General features: G+C 70.0%; 18 protein-coding genes and 1 riboswitch. Of the genes, 9 read left to right on the top strand and 9 right to left on the bottom strand.

The window, feature by feature from the left end; translation table 11 throughout:
• Positions 1-48: 48 nt before the first annotated feature.
• The 7 genes from OG588_RS06965 to OG588_RS06995 form a co-directional block, all read right to left on the bottom strand.
• Positions 49-816 (bottom strand): urease accessory protein UreD, encoded by a 768-nt coding sequence (locus OG588_RS06965; protein WP_405946519.1) that lies wholly within the window; start codon positions 814-816, stop codon positions 49-51.
• Positions 804-1,481: an urease accessory protein UreG gene (ureG, locus tag OG588_RS06970; protein WP_366094174.1), complete on the bottom strand. Its 678-nt coding sequence runs from the start codon at positions 1,479-1,481 to the stop codon at positions 804-806. The genes OG588_RS06965 and ureG overlap by 13 nt, the downstream gene beginning before the upstream one ends.
• Positions 1,482-1,676: 195 nt before the next feature.
• Positions 1,677-2,351, bottom strand: a complete 675-nt coding sequence (locus OG588_RS06975; protein WP_405946520.1) for an urease accessory protein UreF — start codon at positions 2,349-2,351, stop codon at positions 1,677-1,679.
• Entirely contained in the window at positions 2,351-4,072 is a 1,722-nt protein-coding gene (locus tag OG588_RS06980) for an urease subunit alpha (RefSeq protein ID WP_405946521.1), read from the bottom strand. Before OG588_RS06980 ends, OG588_RS06975 begins: the two co-directional genes overlap by 1 nt.
• Complete coding sequence (locus OG588_RS06985; protein ID WP_019059532.1) at positions 4,065-4,376, bottom strand: urease subunit beta; 312 nt, start codon at positions 4,374-4,376, stop codon at positions 4,065-4,067. Before OG588_RS06985 ends, OG588_RS06980 begins: the two co-directional genes overlap by 8 nt.
• 9 nt (positions 4,377-4,385) lie before the next feature.
• Positions 4,386-4,688 (bottom strand): urease subunit gamma, encoded by a 303-nt coding sequence (locus tag OG588_RS06990; RefSeq protein WP_393045786.1) that lies wholly within the window; start codon positions 4,686-4,688, stop codon positions 4,386-4,388.
• Positions 4,689-4,998: 310 nt separating this feature from the next.
• Entirely contained in the window at positions 4,999-5,277 is a 279-nt protein-coding gene (locus tag OG588_RS06995) for a type II toxin-antitoxin system Phd/YefM family antitoxin (RefSeq protein WP_019059530.1), read from the bottom strand.
• Positions 5,278-5,369: 92 nt separating this feature from the next.
• Between OG588_RS06995 and OG588_RS07000 the strand changes: the two genes are divergently transcribed.
• The 3 genes from OG588_RS07000 to OG588_RS07010 all read left to right on the top strand — a co-directional run bounded on the left by OG588_RS07000 (position 5,370) and on the right by OG588_RS07010 (position 7,350).
• Positions 5,370-6,005 carry an ATP-dependent Clp protease proteolytic subunit gene (locus tag OG588_RS07000; RefSeq protein ID WP_405946522.1) on the top strand — a complete coding sequence of 212 codons (636 nt, stop codon included), beginning with the start codon at positions 5,370-5,372 and terminating at the stop codon, positions 6,003-6,005.
• 7 nt (positions 6,006-6,012) lie between these two features.
• The gene (locus tag OG588_RS07005; RefSeq protein ID WP_019059528.1) at positions 6,013-6,321 is read left to right on the top strand and encodes a hypothetical protein; all 309 of its coding nucleotides are present in this window, start codon (positions 6,013-6,015) and stop codon (positions 6,319-6,321) included.
• 372 nt (positions 6,322-6,693) lie between these two features.
• Positions 6,694-6,873: riboswitch (cyclic di-AMP (ydaO/yuaA leader) on the top strand.
• A gap of 3 nt (positions 6,874-6,876) precedes the next feature.
• The gene (locus OG588_RS07010; RefSeq protein WP_405946523.1) at positions 6,877-7,350 is read left to right on the top strand and encodes a C40 family peptidase; all 474 of its coding nucleotides are present in this window, start codon (positions 6,877-6,879) and stop codon (positions 7,348-7,350) included.
• 91 nt (positions 7,351-7,441) lie between these two features.
• Here the strand turns inward: OG588_RS07010 and OG588_RS07015 are convergent, their stop codons facing one another.
• Positions 7,442-7,900: an ATP-binding protein gene (locus tag OG588_RS07015; protein ID WP_405946524.1), complete on the bottom strand. Its 459-nt coding sequence runs from the start codon at positions 7,898-7,900 to the stop codon at positions 7,442-7,444.
• A 212-nt stretch (positions 7,901-8,112) separates the two neighbouring features.
• Here OG588_RS07015 and OG588_RS07020 point away from each other — a divergent pair, with 212 nt between their 5' ends.
• Together OG588_RS07020 and OG588_RS07025 are read left to right on the top strand one after the other, a co-directional pair.
• Positions 8,113-8,982 carry a helix-turn-helix domain-containing protein gene (locus OG588_RS07020; RefSeq protein ID WP_405946525.1) on the top strand — a complete coding sequence of 290 codons (870 nt, stop codon included), beginning with the start codon at positions 8,113-8,115 and terminating at the stop codon, positions 8,980-8,982.
• Between the two features lie 9 nt (positions 8,983-8,991).
• Positions 8,992-9,225 carry a DUF397 domain-containing protein gene (locus OG588_RS07025; protein ID WP_026150819.1) on the top strand — a complete coding sequence of 78 codons (234 nt, stop codon included), beginning with the start codon at positions 8,992-8,994 and terminating at the stop codon, positions 9,223-9,225.
• A 41-nt stretch (positions 9,226-9,266) separates the two neighbouring features.
• On the opposite strand, the gene OG588_RS07030 is transcribed toward OG588_RS07025, so the two are convergent.
• A complete protein-coding gene (locus OG588_RS07030) occupies positions 9,267-10,394 on the bottom strand; it encodes an 8-amino-7-oxononanoate synthase (protein WP_405946526.1) in 1,128 nt (375 codons plus the stop codon).
• Positions 10,395-10,540: 146 nt separating this feature from the next.
• Here OG588_RS07030 and bioB point away from each other — a divergent pair, with 146 nt between their 5' ends.
• The 4 genes from bioB to OG588_RS07050 all read left to right on the top strand — a co-directional run bounded on the left by bioB (position 10,541) and on the right by OG588_RS07050 (position 14,450).
• Positions 10,541-11,761 carry a biotin synthase BioB gene (bioB, locus tag OG588_RS07035; RefSeq protein ID WP_405946527.1) on the top strand — a complete coding sequence of 407 codons (1,221 nt, stop codon included), beginning with the start codon at positions 10,541-10,543 and terminating at the stop codon, positions 11,759-11,761.
• On the top strand, positions 11,754-13,046 hold the full coding sequence (locus OG588_RS07040) for an adenosylmethionine--8-amino-7-oxononanoate transaminase (RefSeq protein ID WP_405946528.1): 1,293 nt from the start codon (positions 11,754-11,756) through the stop codon (positions 13,044-13,046). The genes bioB and OG588_RS07040 overlap by 8 nt, the downstream gene beginning before the upstream one ends.
• Before the next feature lies 1 nt (position 13,047).
• Positions 13,048-13,788 carry a dethiobiotin synthase gene (gene bioD / locus OG588_RS07045; RefSeq protein ID WP_405946529.1) on the top strand — a complete coding sequence of 247 codons (741 nt, stop codon included), beginning with the start codon at positions 13,048-13,050 and terminating at the stop codon, positions 13,786-13,788.
• Positions 13,789-13,946: 158 nt separating this feature from the next.
• Positions 13,947-14,450, top strand: coding sequence for a DinB family protein (locus tag OG588_RS07050; RefSeq protein ID WP_405946530.1), 504 nt, complete (start codon positions 13,947-13,949; stop codon positions 14,448-14,450).
• Positions 14,451-14,479: the final 29 nt, after the last annotated feature.

Below are 14,479 nucleotides of genomic sequence, written 5' to 3' on the forward strand. Positions count from 1 at the left end.
TCTTTACCAATCCGATAAGCGGAAACGACCGTCCCGCTCAGCGGATACTCACCCGAGGAACGCCAACGCCTCGTCCAATACCCGCCGCAGCCGCAGCGCGTCGGAGGCGATCGCGCTCACCAGCACGGCGGGCCCGGCGAGCGGCACGAGGCTCGCACACTCCCCCACCATGCGCGCCGCGACCGGCTCCTGGCTGAACTCCGGCCGTACGACGACGAGTTGCCCCACAGCGCGATGCCCGCCGAGCACGGCGGGCCCGTCCCAGCCACCCGGCGCCCCCGGCCCACAGGCCAACTCCTGATCAAGCACGGTACGCCCAGCAACCTTTACTGAGAGCCGACTGGTGAGCCGCCCCGGCTCCTCCCCCACCCGCCCGAGCACCTGTTCCTCACGCAGCACGAGCCGGGCGGATCCGGCGAGGTCGACACGCGTAGTCACCCGCAGATCACTACCTTGCACGGAGATCAACTGCTCGGGCAACCAGTGCAGTTCACCACCCTCGGCGACGTCGATCCGCACGTCGTACCGTGACTCGCCCTTCGCCTGCCCCGGCAGCGCGATGGTCGCGGCAGCGGACCCGACCCGCAACCGAGCCCCCCGCTCGACACCCGCCTCGACGGCGAAGTGATCCCCGCCGAGCGGCCCGCTCATGGCCCCGACCAGCATGACCCGAGCCTCGGACCCACTCGCCCGAGTCCGCCGCAACGCGAGCGGCCCGTCCCCCTCCAGCACGGGCAGCGCGGTACCGCCCCGCCCGTCGTCCCGGGCCACGATCCGCGCGGTGGCCCGCACCCCGGTCACGATCACGCCGTCCACGCGGCGAGCCGCTCCCGCACCCAGCGGGCGACCTCGCCGACCCCCGCCTCTGTCCTCAACGACTGGAACACGACGGGCAGTTCGGCCCGCTGAGCCTTGGCATCGGCGGCCATCCGCCCCAGATCGGACCCGACGTACGGCGCGAGGTCGGTCTTGTTGACCACGAGCAGGTCAGCCGTGGTCACCCCGGGCCCGCCCTTGCGCGGAATGTCGTCCCCACCGGCCACGTCGATCACAAAGATCTGCGCGTCGACGAGCCCCTTGGAGAAGGTGGCGGTGAGGTTGTCCCCACCCGACTCGACGAGGATGAGATCCAACGGCCCGACCTCGTCCTCCAAGTCCTCGACGGCTTCGAGGTTGGCGGAGATATCGTCCCGAATGGCGGTGTGCGGACAGGCCCCCGTCTCCACGGCGGTGATCCGCTCGGGCGGCAACACAGCCTCCCGCAACAGGAATTCGGCGTCCTCGCGGGTGTAGATGTCGTTGGTGACGACAGCGAGGGACAGCTCGTCCCGCAGGGCCCGGCAGAGCGCGGCGACGGTGGCGGTCTTCCCGGACCCGACGGGCCCACCGAGCCCGATCCGCAGGGCGCGGTGGGTTCCGTCGGGGCGGTGCGCGTCGGCACTGACGGCGGCGGGGCCGTCGTGGGTGTGGTCGAGATGCATGGGGCGGCTCCTAGGTCAGCTGGGGCGGCGTCGGTTTTCAACTGGGCCGGCACCACTTGGCCCGTCCGGCGTTTGAGGACGAGGCCGTCCAGGCCGATCGGGGGTCCAGGGGGCGGAGCCCCCGGGGAACGGGGTCGAAGGGGCAGCGCCCCTGGAGGATGGGACGGGTAGGGGCGGCGGGGGCGAGGAAATCCCCTACGACGCGAACAACCGCACAGCCCAAGCTGCATGTGCCTCCGCCCCGATCTCCAGGAACGGCGCGGACGCACAAGGAAGTTCATCAACCCCCTCGGCAAGAACCCGCCGCCCCGCCTCCACCGCCCGATCGGCGACAAGGTCCAACTCCGGCGCCAACCGGGCCAGTACGGCCGTAGCGTCGAAGGGGTCCAGGCTCAGCAACCGCACCGTCGCGGACGCCGGCCCACTCACACTCTCGTAGGCCGCGCAGTACGCCGCATCCTCCGCCCCCAGCCCGGCCGACCGAGCCACCAGCCCCAACACCACCGGCTGATGCGCCCCCTTGGGGAACTCCCGTGCGAGGGCGTCGAGTTCAGCGGACGGCCAGGTGGCCCGAGCGGCCCGCATCAACTGCCGCCCCAGCCTCCGCGAGGCCACCCGCAACGCGGGCGACGGAGTCCGCGCATCGACAGCGAGGTCCAACTCCCCCGGATCGGCACCGAGTACGGCCGCAGCGGCCACCGCGGCGGACACGAGACCGGCCGTATGCAACCGCCCCCGGCAGAACTCACCAAGAGTGGCCGCGCCGGTGACGCGCCCGGCCTTGACGGCGGCTTCCGCCCCGCCGGAGTGCGCATGCCCCCCGGCGGGAAAGCGCCCGTCGGCCAGAACCAGCAATGCTCCCCTGGACATCAGAAGAGGAAGTACCGCTGGGCCATGGGCAGTTCGGCCGCCGGAGTTGCCTCGACGAGCTCCCCGTCGATGTGCACGGCGAAGCTGTCGGGGTCGACCTGGACGCGAGGCCGGGCATCGTTCTCCCGCATGTCCGCCTTGGTGACCCCACGCGTGGACTCGATGGCGATGAACTTCTTGCCGAGGTCGAGCCGTTCGGGAAGTCCGTCCTCGATCGCCAACGGTGCGACGAAGTTGAAGGAGTTGGCGGCCGGTGCCCGTCCGATCGCGCCGAACATCGGCCGCGGCAGGATGGGTTGAGGTGTCGGGATGGACGCGTTGGCATCGCCCATCTGCGCGTAGGCGATCTGCCCGCCCTTGATGACGAGGTGCGGCTTGACACCGAAGAACGCCGGCTCCCACAGCACGAGGTCGGCGAGCTTGCCGGTCTCGACGGAACCGATCTCGCGGGCGAGGCCCTGCGCGAGGGCGGGGTTGATCGTGTACTTGGCGATGTAGCGCCGGACACGGTGGTTGTCCGCGCGCCCGTCACCCGGCAGCGCACCCCGCCGCCGCTTCATCACATGCGCCGTCTGCCAGGTCCGCATGATGACCTCGCCGACCCGCCCCATCGCCTGCGCGTCGGAGGAGATGATCGAGATGGCGCCGAGGTCGTGGAGGATGTCCTCCGCGCCGATGGTCGAGGGACGGATGCGGGACTCGGCGAAGGCCAGGTCCTCGGGGACCGCCGGGTTGAGGTGGTGGCACACCATCAGCATGTCGAGGTGTTCCTCGGCGGTGTTGACGGTGTAGGGCCGGGTCGGGTTGGTGGAGCTGGGCAGCACGTGCGGCTCGGAGACCACGGTCATGATGTCCGGCGCGTGCCCGCCGCCCGCACCCTCGGTGTGGTACGCGTGGATACCGCGTCCGGCGATCGCGGCGAGGGTGTCACCGACGAACCCGGCCTCGTTCAACGTGTCGGTGTGGATGGCGACCTGGACGCCCGTGCGGTCGGCGACGGTGAGCGAGGCGTCGATGACGGCCGGGGTCGAGCCCCAGTCCTCATGCAGCTTCAGCCCCAGCGCTCCCCCTCGGATCTGGGACATCATCGCGTCGTGCGAGACGGTGTTGCCCTTGCCGAGGAAGCCGATGTTGAGCGGGTACTGCTCCATCGCCGCCATCATCCGGGCGAGATGCCACGGCCCGGGCGTCACGGTGGTCGCCTTGGAACCCTCGGCCGGTCCGGTACCGCCGCCGACCAGCGTGGTGACCCCGGCGGAGAGCGCCTCGTCGGCGATCTGCGGGCAGATGAAGTGGACGTGCGCGTCGACGGCGCCGGAGGTGAGGATGCGTCCGTTGCCGGCGATGACCTCGGTCTCGGGGCCGATCACCAGGTCGGGGTGGATGCCGTCCATGGTGTCGGGGTTGCCGGCCTTGCCGATGCCGGTGATACGGCCGTCGCGGATGCCGACGTCGGCCTTGACGATGCCCCAGTGGTCGACGATCACGGCACCGGTGATGACGGTGTCGGGGGTGCCCTCCGCGCGGGAGGCACGCGCCTGGCCCATCGACTCGCGGATGACCTTGCCGCCGCCGAACACGGCCTCGTCACCGGCGAGTCCGGGACCGCCGCTGCGGTCCTCCTCGATCTCGATCAACAGATCGGTGTCGGCGAGCCGGATCCGGTCGCCGGTGGTCGGCCCGAACAGGTCCGCGTACGCGGCACGGGAGATCTCAGGCATCGAGGGCACCTCCGGTCTCCCCGCGCAGTCCGGGCACGATCCGGGCGCCGACCAGCGGGACGAGTTCGACGTCGACGGGGATCCCCGGCTCGAAGCGCACGGCGGTACCGGCGGCGACGTTGAGCCGCTGCCCGCGCGCGGCGGCGCGGTCGAACTCGAGGCCGGGGTTGGCCTCGGCGAAGTGGTAGTGGGAGCCGACCTGGACGGGCCGGTCGGCGGCGTTGAGGACGGTCATCCGTGTGACCTCGCGGCCCGCGTTGTAGACGATCGGGTCGTCCGCGAACAGGATCTCGCCGGGAATCATCGAGGCCTCCTACACGATCGGGTCGTGGACGGTGACGAGCTTGGTGCCGTCCGGGAAGGTCGCCTCGACCTGTACGTCGTGGATCATCTCGGGGATGCCCACCATGACGTCGTCCCTGGTGAGCAGCTTGCGCCCGGAGGACATCAGCTCGGCGACGGTCCGGCCGTCACGGGCGCCTTCGAGGATGTGCGACGTGATGAGGGCGACCGCCTCGGGGTGGTTCAGCTTCACACCACGGGCGCGGCGCTTCTCGGCCACGTCGGCCGCCACATGGATCAGCAGCCTCTCTTGCTCGTGCGGGGTCAGTTGCACGTCCCACCTCACAGTCCTCGCTCCGGACCGTGCGGGGTCCGGCTGCCGCCTAAACGCTCCGCTCGGAGTGCGGGACGTCTTCCGAAGGTCCGTCGTGGCTGGTCGCGCAGTTCCCCGCGCCCCTTCGGGGCGCTGCCGAACCGCAACGGACTTCGCCGGACCCGCTCAGCCTCCAGAGCAAAGTCCCTGGTGGCGTGGATCGGCAGGCTAGTTGGACGGCGTTTCAAGCAAGTTAACCGAGCTGTGATCAGGACAATCACATCTACGCCCGTAGAGCGGTCCCGCACACGACCCCTCGCGCGACCTCCCGCTACGAGGGATTCGAGCCCCGGTGTTCGGCCGCGATACCGAACCGCTGGTGTTCGCGAGGAGCGGACGCGACCTCACGCACGGCGGAGACGGCACTGATCACCCGCTCCTCACCGGCCCGGTCCAGCTCATTCAGTCGTTCCAGGTCAGCGGCAGAGACAAGGGCGACGAGCGGCTTCCCGTGCCGTGTCACGACAACGCGCTCGGCGCCGTACACCACCCGGTTGATCAGGTCGGCGAGCTCAGCCCTGGCTTGCGTCACCGGAATCTCGTAGGCCATGAGCCCATCATACGTTCCATACGTCCTGTACATTTTGTACAGAGCAAGCCAGAGCAGAGGCCAGCCAGCGCCAGCCAGTGAGGGACTACGCCATGACCCGACCGTCCGCCCGCCACGTCCTGCCCGAGTTCACCGAGCGCACCAGCGCCGGCCACCGGACCCTCGACCCGTACTCGAAGCTGCTGGAGGAGCGGATCGTCTTCCTCGGGACGCCGATCGACGACATCTCGGCGAACGATGTGATGGCCCAGTTCATGCACCTCGAGTACCAGGCACCGGACCGGGACATCTCGCTGTACATCAACTCGCCCGGCGGATCGTCCACCGCGATGTCGGCGATCTACGACACGTTGCGGTTCGTCACGTGTGACGTGGAGACGGTCTGCCTCGGCCAGGCCGGCACCTCCGCGGCGGTGCTGCTGGCGGCGGGCACGCCGGGCAAGCGGTCGGCGCTGCCGGGTGCGCGGGTGGTGCTCCACCAGCCCTCGTTCCCCGAGCCGATCCAGGGTCAGGCGAGTGATCTCGCCATCCAGGCCGAGGAGTTGGCGCGTACGCGGGTCCAACTGGAGGCGCTGCTCGCCCTGCACACGGGCCGGACGGTGGAGCAGGTGAGCGCGGACATCGAGCGGGACCGGATCATGGACGCCCAACAGGCCCTGGAATACGGCTTGGTGGACCGGATCGTGGCCACCCGCAAGACCTCGCTCACCGAGCCGGGCGGGGAGTGAGCCGACGATGCTGCCGCCGGAGCTGCCGCCACTCCCCGCGTTGACGCGCGCCGAGGGCGAGTTGATCGACCGTTACCTCGATGTGGCCGACCTGCTGGGCCGTATCAACCCCGCGCATCACGGGGACACCTACCGTGGCCTGAGGGCCGCTCAGGCGCTGGTGGCCAAGGCCACTCAATTGCGGGACGCGCTGGAGCTGATGCATCAGCGGGGCGAGACCGAGCTGCACGCTCCCACGCTTGCGCGGGCGCTGCGCGTGCTGGACGGGGAGCGCCGCACGGCCCGCGTCACCATCCCCGCGCCCTCCGACAGTTGAGGGACGCGGAGCCGTCCCGGGCGGACGCGTCTCGCCGAAGGCGCGTCCGGGGCCGAGTCGAAACGGACCAAACGGCGTACCCCCGTTCGGAGTAGACAACCCTCCTTCGACAAGGCCGTTGGGGTTGCGCAACGCGCGTAGTCCAGTGGGGGCGGTGAGGTGTTCCGACGCTGGTCCGGGGGCATTTGACCGCTTCGACATCTATTCGAACATCTCGGTGTCCACCCGAACGGGTGAGTGGTGAGTAACCCCACAAATCCCCGATTCCATTGGGATTTTCAGACATCAATAGGTCAAGATCCCTGTCTGACGACAAGACCCCGCCGCAGCGGCGGGGCGATCCGGGCGGACGCCGAGTCCTGCCGCCGCCCGGATGACAGGTCGACAGGATTGCATCGGCAGGAGTGGAGGACCCAAGCACGACGGGTCGCCGGGACGGTCACGCCATGACCGGGTCGAGCAGCCCTTGGGGTGAAGCCGCGTCAGCGGCCGGGCAACTTCGCCAGCCCGAATCCGACAGGTCATCCTTCACAGGCGGCTGACGAAGGGTTGCGCATGACTGCGCTCAATCGTGTCCCGTCGCTGATGGTCAGGGCCGGTACGGCCTCGGCTTTTGCCATCGCCGCTGTTGGCGGTTCCGTCGTGATACCGGGCGTCGCAGCCGACGCCGCGGCCGCGACACCCGCGACGAAGGCACTCCAGGTCGCGGCGTCCAAGAAGGGCGCTCCGTACAGGTACGGGGCCACCGGACCGGGCCGCTTCGACTGCTCCGGGCTCACGCTGTACTCGTACAAGAAGGCAGGCAAGAAACTGCCCCGTACGGCGGCCCAGCAGTACAACAAGTCCCACCACATCTCGGCCAAGAGCCGCAAGGCCGGGGACCTCGTGTTCTTCCACTCGGGCTCCAGCGTCTACCACGTCGGCATCTACGCCGGTAAGGGAAAGATCTGGCACGCCCCGAAGACCGGGGACGTGGTGAGGCTGCAGAAGATCTGGACCAAGAGCGTCTGGTACGGCCGGGTCAGCTAGGACCTGTCCGAATCTCCATCTCCCGAGGGGGTGGCGGCCACCTGACAGGCCGCCACCCCCTCGGGTGTCCAGGGACGTTCACCACGCTGCTCTACGGCTCCTGCTGGCCCGCCGCGGTCACCGGTCGGGCCGGTACCGTCCAGGGGACCTCTACGGAGACCGTCTTGCCGCCCTCCAGGGTGGGCCGGACCTTGAGTTTGCCGCCGCACTCCGCGGTCAGCCAGCGGATGATCACCATGCCCCGGCCGTTGTCCTGCTGGACGGCGGCCGGCAGGCGTTTCGGGAAGCGGGGATGGCTGTCGGTGACCCCGATGCGCAGCCGTTCGTCACGCTCCAGCTCGATGTCCACCGTGAAGGTGGGTGACTGCCCGAAGGTGTGCTGTACGGCGTTGGTGGCGAGTTCCGACACGATGAGGCGGATGGTGTCGGCGGCCTCCGTGTCGGCCGGCAGGCCCCATTCGGCCAGGGTCCCGACGACATAGGTGCGGGCGGCGGACACCGAGGCGGGATCGCTCGGCAGAGTGACGGATGCTTCCAGATGGTCTGCCATGGCGCGGTCGTCCCTTTCCCGCGGGACCGGTGTCCGACACGGAGCGGATGGTTCGAGTACGGTCCCGGACTGGTGCTTCTTCGCCAGACTGCCATTACGGCGCCGTTAACGGTGGCGATCCACCAAGATATGCATATATCTGTCGCTCGAAGCGGTGAACTCTGCGACCCCAGACCGTATTTGGGCGGCTCGGAAGGAGTAAGGAGAAACCCATGCAGTACGGTCCCGCGGTGCGCCGCCGGAAACTGGGCGCCGAACTCCGCACCCTGCGTGCGGAGGCGGGGCTCACCAGCGGTGAGGCGGCCCGGCTGGTCGGCTGGCACCAGTCGAAGGTGAGCCGCATCGAGACCGGCGCGAGTGGCGTGAAACCGCCCGACGTCCGGTTACTCCTGGACGCCTACCAGGTCGGCGACCCACAACTTCGGGACATGCTCCTCGTGTTGGCCGGCTCCGACGACGGCGGCGGCCGGCACCACTGGTGGCACGCGTATCGCGGTGTACTGCCGCCCGCCTACCGGGACTTCATCAGCCTGGAGTCACAGGCCAGCACGATCCGCACCCTGGAGACCTCAGTGGTCCCCGGACTGCTGCAGACGCCCGAGTACGCCCGCGCGGTGACCAGGGCCGCCGTGGGCGGCCTCGACAACGACGGCCCCGACCGGCTCGACGCGCTGGTGCAAGTACGGCTGGCCAGGCAGGACATCCTGCGCGCGGACCCCCCGCTGGACCTGAGCGTGGTCCTCGACGAAGCCGTGCTGCGGCGGGAGGTCGGCGGGCCCGGGGTGATGGCACGTCAGCTGGACCGGCTGACGGAGGCGGCCCACCTGCCCCAAGTGAGGCTTCAGGTACTGCCGTTCGCCGCAGGAGCACACATCGGCATCACCGGCCCTTTCGTAATCTTCTCCTTTCCGAGCACTTCTGATCTGGACGTGGTTGTTCTAGACCATTTGACGAGTAGCCTCTACCTCGAACGGAAAGAAGACCTAGAGGCCTACAGCGAGGCCTTCAAGACCCTTCAGTTCCACGCCCTTTCGCCCGAGGATTCGTTGGATTACATCGCCGGGATAGGTGACGGCGCGTAAGGAGGCACCATGTCTGCACTGCCTCGGAACGTACCTTCCAGTTCTGACAGCTCTGATCTGTCCGGTGTGCGGTGGCTGCGCAGCAGCTACAGCACGGGAGCGAACAACTGCGTCGAGGCGGCTCGTCCGCGCTCAGGCCCCCGCGCGGGGCTGCTCGCCGTACGCGACTCGAAGGACCCGCAAGGACCCGCCCTGCTCTTCTCCCCCGCGAGCTGGACGGGCTTCCTCGCCACGTTCCACTGACAGTTCCGCCCGTCAGCGACGCACGGCCGTGTAACGCCGACTCATGGTCGCGTCTCGCCGATCACATGTACAGCGCGTTCGATCTCGGCCCCGGAGAGGTCCGCTCGGGCGGTCAGCCTGAGCCGTGAGATGCCGTCGGGCACGGAAGGAGGACGGAAGCAGCCCACGGCCAGCCCTGCCGTACGGCAGTCGGCCGCCCATCGCACGGCCGCCTCCGGGGACGGCGCACGCACCGACACCACGGCGGCGTCCGGACGTACCGCTTCCAGACCCGCGGCGGTGAGACGCGCGTGCAGCTCACTCGCCACGGCGCGGGCCCGGGCGGCCCGCTCGGGTTCGCGCCGCAGCAGGGTGAGCGCCGCCAGCGCCGCACCGGCCGCCGCGGGCGCCAGCCCCGTGTCGAAGATGAACGTCCGCGCCGCGTTGACCAGATGGTCGATGACGCGGGCCGGCCCGAGCACGGCACCGCCCTGACTCCCGAGCGACTTGGACAACGTGACCGTCACGACCACGTCCGCACTCCCCGCGAGTCCCGCCGCGTACGGCGCCCCGCGCCCCCCGTCGCCCAGCACCCCGAGCCCGTGCGCGTCGTCGAGCAGCAACCCGGCCCCGAACTCCCGGCACGCCTCGGCGAGCGCCCCCACCGGCGCCGCGTCCCCGTCCACGGAGAACACCGAGTCGGACACGACCAGGGCCTGCCCGTCATGCGTCCGCAGCGCCTTGCGCACCCCGTCCGGGTCGGCATGCCCTACGACCTGGGTCGCACCCCGCGCCAACCGGCAGCCGTCGATGAGCGAGGCGTGGTTGCCCGCGTCGGAGACGATCAGCGAGCCGTGCGGGGCGAGCGTGGTGACCGCGGCGAGGTTGGCCGCGTAGCCGGAGGAGAAGACGAGGGCGGCCTCGAACCCGGTGAACTCGGCCAGCTCGCGCTCCAGTTGGGCATGCAACTCGGTCGTACCGGTGACGAGCCGCGACCCGGTGGACCCCCCGCCCCAGGTCCGCGCCGCATCGGCGGCCCCCTCGACGACCTCGGGATGATGGGCGAGCCCCAGGTAGTCGTTGCTCGCGAGATCGAGGAGCGGCGAGTCGGCGGCCCGGGGCCGCAGCGTCCGTACGAGCCCGGCGCGACGGCGCTGCTCCGCCTGCTCGTCGATCCAGCCGAACGCCATGGTTCCTCCGGGCTTTTGTAGGCAGTGCACAGACACTAATCGGACGACGAGCCCCCCATGGTGTGGTGATACCCACATGCCCAGCCCCAGGTCTTGTTCGTTCTCTCCTTGGCCGCGGGCGGTCCCGTAGGACAGGATCGGATCTCATGGACCTGCTGAACACGCTCGTGGACAAGGGGCTTCGGCGCGAGCTGCCGACCCGCGCGGAAGCTCTCGCCGTCCTCGCCACCTCGGACGACGACCTGCTGGATGTCGTGGCCGCGGCCGGAAAGGTGCGCCGGCACTGGTTCGGCCGACGGGTGAAGCTCAACTACCTCGTCAACCTGAAGTCCGGCCTGTGCCCCGAGGACTGCTCGTACTGCTCGCAGCGGCTCGGTTCCAAGGCCGAGATCCTGAAGTACACGTGGCTGAAACCCGACGCTGCCTCGAAGGCCGCGGCGGCCGGTGTGGCGGGAGGCGCCAAGCGTGTCTGCCTGGTGGCCTCCGGTCGGGGTCCGACCGACCGGGACGTGGACCGGGTCGCGGGCACCATCAAGGCGATCAAGGACCAGAACGAGGGCGTCGAGGTGTGCGCGTGCCTCGGCCTGCTCTCCGACGGCCAGGCGGACCGGCTGCGCGAGGCCGGCGCGGACGCCTACAACCACAACCTCAACACGTCCGAGTCGACGTACGGCGACATCACCACCACCCACACCTACGCCGACCGCGTCGACACCGTGCAGAAGGCGCACGCGGCGGGCCTGTCCGCCTGCTCGGGCCTGATCGCCGGCATGGGCGAGACGGACGAGGACCTGATCGACGTCGTCTTCTCCCTCCGCGACCTCGACCCGGACTCGGTGCCGGTGAACTTCCTGATCCCGATGGAGGGCACCCCGCTCGCCGCCGAGTGGCACCTCACCCCGCAGCGGTGTCTGCGCATCCTCGCGATGGTCCGCTTCGTCTGCCCGGACGTCGAGGTCCGCATCGCGGGCGGCCGTGAGGTCCACCTGCGCACGATGCAGCCCCTCGCCCTGAACCTCGCCAACTCGATCTTCCTCGGCGACTACCTGACGTCCGAGGGCCAGGCAGGCCACGCCGACCTGGAGATGATCGCGGACGCGGGCTTCGAGGTGGAGGGCGCGGGCGAGGTGACGCTGCCGCAGCACCGGGCGACGGTGTCGGCGGGCGGCTGCGGGTCTCACGAGGGCGCGGGCTGCGGATCACACGAAGGTGCCGGCTGCGGCGGGCACGAGGGCGCCGCAGTCTCCGGTTCCGCTCCCGCTGCCGCGTCTACGTCGGCTCCCGTGCCGCAGGTCGACGAGGTCCGCCGGGACCTGGTCTCCGTACGCCGTCGAGGTGCCGGAACGGACATCGCGCCCAATGCCTGACCCGATCGGCCACCTGCCCGTCCCGGAGCTGCTGGAACTGGACCGGCGGCACGTCTGGCATCCGTACGGTCCGATGCCCGGCCGGGTCGACCCGCTCGTCGTGGAGTCGGCGAGCGGGGTACGGCTCCGACTGGCGGACGGCGGGGGCGAGTTGGTCGACGGGATGTCGTCCTGGTGGTCGGCGATCCACGGCTACAACCACCCCGTGCTCAACGAGGCCGCGCAGGAACAGCTCGGCCGGATGAGCCACGTCATGTTCGGCGGGCTCACGCACGAGCCCGCCGTACGCCTGGCGAAGCTCCTTGTCGACATGTCACCCGACGGCCTGGAACACGTCTTCCTCGCCGACTCGGGCTCGGTGTCGGTCGAGGTGGCGGTGAAGATGTGCCTCCAGTACTGGCGCTCGCTCGGCCGCCCCGCGAAACAGCGCCTGCTGACCTGGCGCGGCGGCTACCACGGCGACACCTGGCAGCCGATGTCGGTGTGCGACCCCGAGGGCGGGATGCACGAGCTGTGGTCAGGGGTTCTGCCCCGGCAGGTGTTCGCCGACGCGCCCCCGACGGAGTACGAGGAGTCCTACGCCGACCAGCTGCGCGAGCTCATCGGTCGGCATGCTCACGAACTGGCCGCGGTGATCGTGGAGCCGGTGGTGCAGGGTGCGGGCGGGATGCGGTTCCACTCCCCCGCGTATCTGCGGGTGCTGCGCGAGGCGTGCGACGCGCACGACGTGCTGCTGGTGTTCGACGAGATCGCGACGGGCTTCGGCCGCACGGGCGCGCTGTTCGCGGCGGACCACGCGGCGGTGACACCGGACGTGATGTGCGTGGGCAAGGCGCTGACCGGCGGCTATATGACGATGGCGGCCACGCTCTGCACGTCACGCGTGGCCGAGGGCATCTCGCAGGGCGAGGTACCGATCCTGGCCCACGGCCCGACCTTCATGGCCAACCCGCTGGCGGCGGCCGTCGCCTGCGCCTCGCTCGAACTCCTCCTGAACCAGGACTGGTTGACGGAGATCAAGCGCATCGAGGCAGGCCTACGGGAGGGCCTGGCCCCAGCGTCGCAGCTGCCCGGCGTCCAGGACGTCCGCGTCCTCGGCGCCATCGGCGTGGTCCAGCTCGACCACGCCGTCGACATGAAGGCCGCCACGGACGCGGCCGTACGCGAGGGCGTGTGGCTACGGCCGTTCCGCGACCTCGTCTACACGATGCCGCCGTACGTCACGGGCGACGCCGACCTGGCTCGGATCACCCGCGCGGTGTGCGCGGCGGCGCGGGAGGGATGACATGCCGGTACTGGTGATCACGGGCACGGGCACGGAGGTCGGCAAGACGGTCACCACGGCCGCGGTCGCAGCGGCGGCGCTCGCAGCCGGCCGCACGGTGGCCGTCCTGAAGGCCGCCCAGACGGGTCTACGGCCGGAGGAGCGCGGGGACGCCGACGAGGTCGCGAGGCTCGCGGGTGCCGTGACGGCGACCGAACTCGCCCGATATCCAGAGCCGTTGGCACCGGGCACGGCGGCGCGCAGGGCCGGTATGGCTCCGGTACGCCCGCACGAAGTGGCGGAAGCGGCCCAGAAGTTGGCCACCGAGCACGACCTGGTGCTGGTCGAGGGCGCGGGCGGGCTGCTCGTACGGTTCGACGCGGAGGGCGGCACGCTGGCGGACGCGGCGCGGTTGCTGGGGGCGCCGGTCCTGGTGGTGGCGTCGGCGGGCCTCGGCACCCTGAACACGACGGAACTGACGGCCCGTGAACTCCGCTCCCGGGGACTTGACTTGCTGGGCGTGGTGATCGGCAGCTGGCCCAACTCACCTGACCTGGCGTCGCGTTGCAATGTGGCCGACCTGCCGGAGGTAGCGGGGGCACCGCTGCTCGGGGCGCTGCCGGAGGGGGCGGGGGCACTCGCGCCGTCCGACTTCCGTGCGGCGGCGCCTAGTTGGGTGGCGCCGCGGCTTGACGGGGTGTGGGATGCGGAGGGGTTTCGGGGGCGGGAAGCGGCGATCTCCTGGGACGGCGGCGCGTCTTAGGGTCCGCATCGGCGAACGGCTGGTCGCCAGGCCGGTCGGTCGACCAGGGGGAACGTAAGCGAAGCACGGCGGAGCGCCGGGCTGTCTCGGGCGTGGATCGGTGTCCACTTCGCGGTCCTGGGTGCCCTTGCAGGCCGGGCCCTTGACATGATCACTCGGTGACGGACTACCAGCGGACAGAACCTTCAAAGGTGGCCGACGACCGAATGTCGCTCACTTCGTTCCTCGACTACCAGCGCGCCACCTTGGCCATGAAATGCCAGGGGTTGAACGCCGACCAGCTGAAACGGCGAGCCGTTCCGACCTCAGGTCTGACTCTCCTCGGCCTCGTCCGGCACGCGGCCGAGGTGGAGACCAGCTGGTTCCGTTTCGTGCTGAACCAAGAGCAGCTCAAGCCCCGATGGCCTGCGGTCGATGGCGTCTACGGAGAGTTCCTTGTGTCCGACGCAGACGTCGACGAGTCATTCACGCTCTGGCTAGAGGCGTGCGAGCGATCCCGCGCCGTCACGGACTCCTTCGAGTCCCTTGAGGACACGGTGGCGTTTCGGGGCGAGGCCATCTCGCTGCGCTATGTCCTGACGCACATGATCGAGGAGTACGCGCGTCACAACGGCCATGCCGACCTGCTGCGCGAAGCGATCGACGGGGTGGTCGGCGAGTAGAACGGCGGGCGGGCCGGACCTGTGGAAGC

It is taken from the genome of Streptomyces prunicolor, assembly GCF_045162825.1.
Lineage (GTDB): Bacteria > Actinomycetota > Actinomycetes > Streptomycetales > Streptomycetaceae > Streptomyces > Streptomyces prunicolor.

Excerpts from the sequence above, each read along its gene's own strand:
- ureG (WP_366094174.1), bottom strand. The coding sequence starts at position 1,481 with ATGCATCTCGACCACACCCACGACGGCCCCGCCGCCGTCAGTGCCGAC.
- OG588_RS06975 (WP_405946520.1), bottom strand. The coding sequence starts at position 2,351 with ATGTCCAGGGGAGCATTGCTGGTTCTGGCCGACGGGCGCTTTCCCGCC.
- OG588_RS06980 (WP_405946521.1), bottom strand. The coding sequence starts at position 4,072 with ATGCCTGAGATCTCCCGTGCCGCGTACGCGGACCTGTTCGGGCCGACC.
- OG588_RS06985 (WP_019059532.1), bottom strand. The coding sequence starts at position 4,376 with ATGATTCCCGGCGAGATCCTGTTCGCGGACGACCCGATCGTCTACAAC.
- OG588_RS06995 (WP_019059530.1), bottom strand. The coding sequence starts at position 5,277 with ATGGCCTACGAGATTCCGGTGACGCAAGCCAGGGCTGAGCTCGCCGAC.
- OG588_RS07000 (WP_405946522.1), top strand. The coding sequence starts at position 5,370 with ATGACCCGACCGTCCGCCCGCCACGTCCTGCCCGAGTTCACCGAGCGC.
- OG588_RS07005 (WP_019059528.1), top strand. The coding sequence starts at position 6,013 with ATGCTGCCGCCGGAGCTGCCGCCACTCCCCGCGTTGACGCGCGCCGAG.
- OG588_RS07010 (WP_405946523.1), top strand. The coding sequence starts at position 6,877 with ATGACTGCGCTCAATCGTGTCCCGTCGCTGATGGTCAGGGCCGGTACG.
- OG588_RS07015 (WP_405946524.1), bottom strand. The coding sequence starts at position 7,900 with ATGGCAGACCATCTGGAAGCATCCGTCACTCTGCCGAGCGATCCCGCC.
- OG588_RS07020 (WP_405946525.1), top strand. The coding sequence starts at position 8,113 with ATGCAGTACGGTCCCGCGGTGCGCCGCCGGAAACTGGGCGCCGAACTC.
- OG588_RS07025 (WP_026150819.1), top strand. The coding sequence starts at position 8,992 with ATGTCTGCACTGCCTCGGAACGTACCTTCCAGTTCTGACAGCTCTGAT.
- OG588_RS07030 (WP_405946526.1), bottom strand. The coding sequence starts at position 10,394 with ATGGCGTTCGGCTGGATCGACGAGCAGGCGGAGCAGCGCCGTCGCGCC.
- bioB (WP_405946527.1), top strand. The coding sequence starts at position 10,541 with ATGGACCTGCTGAACACGCTCGTGGACAAGGGGCTTCGGCGCGAGCTG.
- OG588_RS07040 (WP_405946528.1), top strand. The coding sequence starts at position 11,754 with ATGCCTGACCCGATCGGCCACCTGCCCGTCCCGGAGCTGCTGGAACTG.
- bioD (WP_405946529.1), top strand. The coding sequence starts at position 13,048 with ATGCCGGTACTGGTGATCACGGGCACGGGCACGGAGGTCGGCAAGACG.